Here is a 3320-nt window from a genome sequence, read left to right on the forward strand (position 1 = left end):
GTACACGCGCACTCCCCCGCCCTCGCCGTGCGGTTCGAAGCGGCGGTGGACGCCGCCGAAGCCCGCCCACGAGGCCGCCGCGGCGTCGACGTCCAGGCCGAGGTCGGCCGCGAGCACGAGCGCCGCCGTGGCGGTGAGCGCCATGTGCCGGCCGATGAGCGAGCCGACGGTCACCGGCAGCGGCGCCTGACCCGGCCGCGTCACGGTGAAGGTGACGCCGTCGGCGCGGGTGTCGATGTCGCTCACCCGCACGTCGGCGTCGGCCGACTCGCCGTAGGTGACGACCCGCCGGCCGATCGACCGGCCGTAGTCGGCGATCCGCCGCGCGCCCGCGTCGTCGGCGCAGCACAGCAGCAGGCCGGCCGGGTCGATGCGGTCGACGAACAGCTCGAAGGCCCGGAAGATGCCCTCGAGGTCGCCGTGGTTCTCGAGGTGGTCGGCCTCGACGTTGGTGACGACGGCCAGCGCGGGCCGGGTGAGCAGGAACGAGCCGTCGCTCTCGTCGGCCTCGACGATGGCGAGGTCGCCGGTACCGAGGTGGGCGTTCTTGCCGGTCTCGTAGAGGTTGCCACCGATGGCGAAGGAGGGATCGACACCGCACGCCTGTGCCGCCACGGTGAGCAGGGAGGTCGTCGACGTCTTGCCGTGCGTGCCTGACACGGCCACGCAGCGCTTGTCCTCGAGGGCCGCGGCCAGCGCCGCCGCGCGCCGCAGCACCGGCTTGCCGCTCGCCCGTGCCGCCACGAACTCCTCGTGCTTCGGGTTGATCGCGGTCGTGTAGACGAAGGTGTCGGCGTCGTCGAGGTGGCTCGGCGAGTGCCCGATGAGCACCTCGGCGCCGAGCGCGCGCAACCCCTGCACGGTGATCGACTCGCGGGCCTCGCAGCCGCTCACGGCCAGCCCGCGCTCGAGCAGGATGCGGGCGAGCGCGCTCATGCCCGAGCCGGCGATGCCCATGATGTGCACGCGTCCGAGCTCGGCGAGCGGCGGCACGACGTCGGTGGCGGCGCTGCGCACGAGGGCCGCACCCGGCGCGGCCCAGTCGTCGGGGCGGTCGCCCGCGTGGTCGGCGGTGGGCGTCATCGGCGTCCTCCTGAACCGCGTCCTTGCAAGCCATGGTGCGCCGCCGCGACCTCGAGCACGTGCCGGGCCAGCACGACGTCGCCGTCGCGCGCGCCGGCCTGCTCGGCCGCCGCGGACATGCGCTCGCGGGTGGCCGCATCGGTCAGCCGGGGCACGACCTGCTCGACGATCCAGGACGGCGTGAGGTCACCGTCGGCGACCAGCAGACCCCCGCCGGCCTGCACGATCGGCAGCGCGTTGAACCGCTGCTCGCCGTTGCCGACCGGGTACGGGACGTAGGCGGCGGGCAGTCCGACCGCCGAGAGCTCCGCGCACGTCATGGCGCCGCAGCGGCACAGCGCGAAGTCGGCGGCCGCGTACGCGTACTCCATCTGCTCGACGAACGGCACGACCACGTACGGCGGCTCGCCGGCCGGCATGTCGAGCGTGTTCTTCGGGCCGATGACGTGCAGCACCTGGACGCCGGCCTCCCGCAGCGCCTCGGCCGCACCCGACATCGCCCGGTTGATCGACTGGGCGCCCTGCGAGCCGCCGAAGACGAGCAGCGTCGGGGCGTCCGGACGCAGCCCGAACCGCTCACGCCCCTCGGCCCGGAGCGCGGCCCGGTCGAGGCCGGCGATCGCCGGCCGCAGGGGCATGCCGATCAGCTCGGCGTGCGGCAGGCGCGCGCGCGGCGACGCGGTGTAGACGTGTGGTGTCATGCGGGCGGCCATGCGGTTGGCCAGCCCGGGCTTCGCGTTCGCCTCGTGCACCACGATCGGCACGCGCTGCCGGCGCGCGGCGAGGTAGGCCGGCACGGCGACGTAGCCGCCGAAGCCGACGACGACGTCGGCCTCCGTGCGCTCGAGCACCCGCGCCGCGGCGTCGACGGCGACGCGCACCCGACCTGGCGTGGCCACGAGCGCGCGGTTCACCCGGCGTGGCAGCGGCACCGGCGGCACCAGTTCGAGCGGGTACCCACGCGCCGGGATGAGCGCGGTGTCGAGCCCCTTCTCGGTGCCCAGCGCGGTCACCCGCACGTCGGGGTCGAGACGGCGCACGGCGTCGGCGAGGTTCATCGCCGGCTCGATGTGACCGGCCGTGCCGCCGCCGGCGACGACGACGGAGTAGCTGGTCACCGCGGCCGGCTCCCCCGAGTCTCGGTGCCGGTCGGACGAAGCGGGCCGGCCGGACGGGAGGGCGTCGCCGCCGATCGCACCGGGCGGGCGGCCGCCCGCGCGGGATGGGCCGGCGCCGCCGGGTGCGCGGCGTGCGCCCGCCCGGCCGCCGGACGCGGGCCGAGGCTGCGCACGACACCCGGCGCGGCGGCGGCACCCGACCGGCGCTTCGGCGGCGTGTACGCCACCGGCACCGGGATGCGGGCCCACCGCTCGAGCCGCGTGCGCCGCCCGAGCCGCTCGGCACGACGGGCCGCGGCGACGGCCGGCGCCTCGTGACGCGCGAACGACACGAGCATGCCGAGCACGAAGAAGGTGACCAGCAGCGACGTGCCACCGGCGGAGATGAACGGCAGCGGGATGCCGGTGACCGGCAGCAGCGCCGTCACGTACCCGACGTTGATGACGGCCTGACCGCAGAGCCACACCGTCGCCGCGCCGGCGACCAGCCGGGCGAACGGGTCGGCGTTGCGGCGCGCGACGCGCATGCCCGCGTAGGCGAGCAGGCCGAACAGCCCGAGCACGGCGAGGCAGCCGAGCAGGCCGAGCTCCTCCCCCACGATCGCGAACACGTAGTCGGAGTTCGCGTTCGGCACCCAGCCGTACTTGCTGGTGCCCTGCCCGAGCCCGACGCCGAAGATGCCGCCGGACGACAGCGCGTAGATGCCCTCGACGGCGTGGTAGCCGCTGCCCTTCGCGTCCTTGAACGGGTCGAGGAACGAGGTGAGGCGCTGGAACCGGTAGGACGCCGTGACCGCCATCAGCGACACCGCGCCGGCGACGAGCAGCAGCACGGACGTGAAGTAGCGCAGCGGCATGCCGATCATCCACAGCAGGCCGAGCAGGATCAGCATGTAGCAGCAGGTGGTGCCGAGATCGGGCTCGAGCATGACCAGCCCGGCGACGAACGCGAAGCCCGGCAGCAGCGGCACGAACAGGTGCCGGGCCCGGGTCAGCGTGCCGAGCTGCTGCTTGCGCGCGAGCAGGTCGGCGCCCCAGAGCAGCATGGCGACCTTGGCGAACTCCGAGGGCTGCAGCTGCAGCGGGCCGAGGTCGATCCAGCGGCGGGCGCCGTACACG

Annotated in this window: 3 protein-coding genes; all 3 read right to left on the reverse strand. The window is 74.9% G+C overall.

Annotation, left to right across the window (positions count from 1 at the left end; genetic code table 11):
- The coding region (locus ACTHMS_RS12600) for a UDP-N-acetylmuramate--L-alanine ligase (RefSeq protein ID WP_440307014.1) at positions 1-1083 on the reverse strand (1083 nt) is incomplete at its 3' end.
- Entirely contained in the window at positions 1080-2201 is a 1122-nt protein-coding gene (murG, locus tag ACTHMS_RS12605; RefSeq protein ID WP_440307015.1) for an undecaprenyldiphospho-muramoylpentapeptide beta-N-acetylglucosaminyltransferase, read from the reverse strand. The genes murG and ACTHMS_RS12600, both read right to left, overlap by 4 nt.
- On the reverse strand, positions 2198-3320 hold a 1123-nt coding region (locus ACTHMS_RS12610), incomplete at its 5' end, for an FtsW/RodA/SpoVE family cell cycle protein (RefSeq protein WP_440307016.1). The genes murG and ACTHMS_RS12610, both read right to left, overlap by 4 nt.

Source organism: Jatrophihabitans sp., from assembly GCF_051960575.1.
In the GTDB taxonomy this organism is placed as follows: Bacteria; Actinomycetota; Actinomycetes; order Mycobacteriales; family Jatrophihabitantaceae; genus JBQCEE01.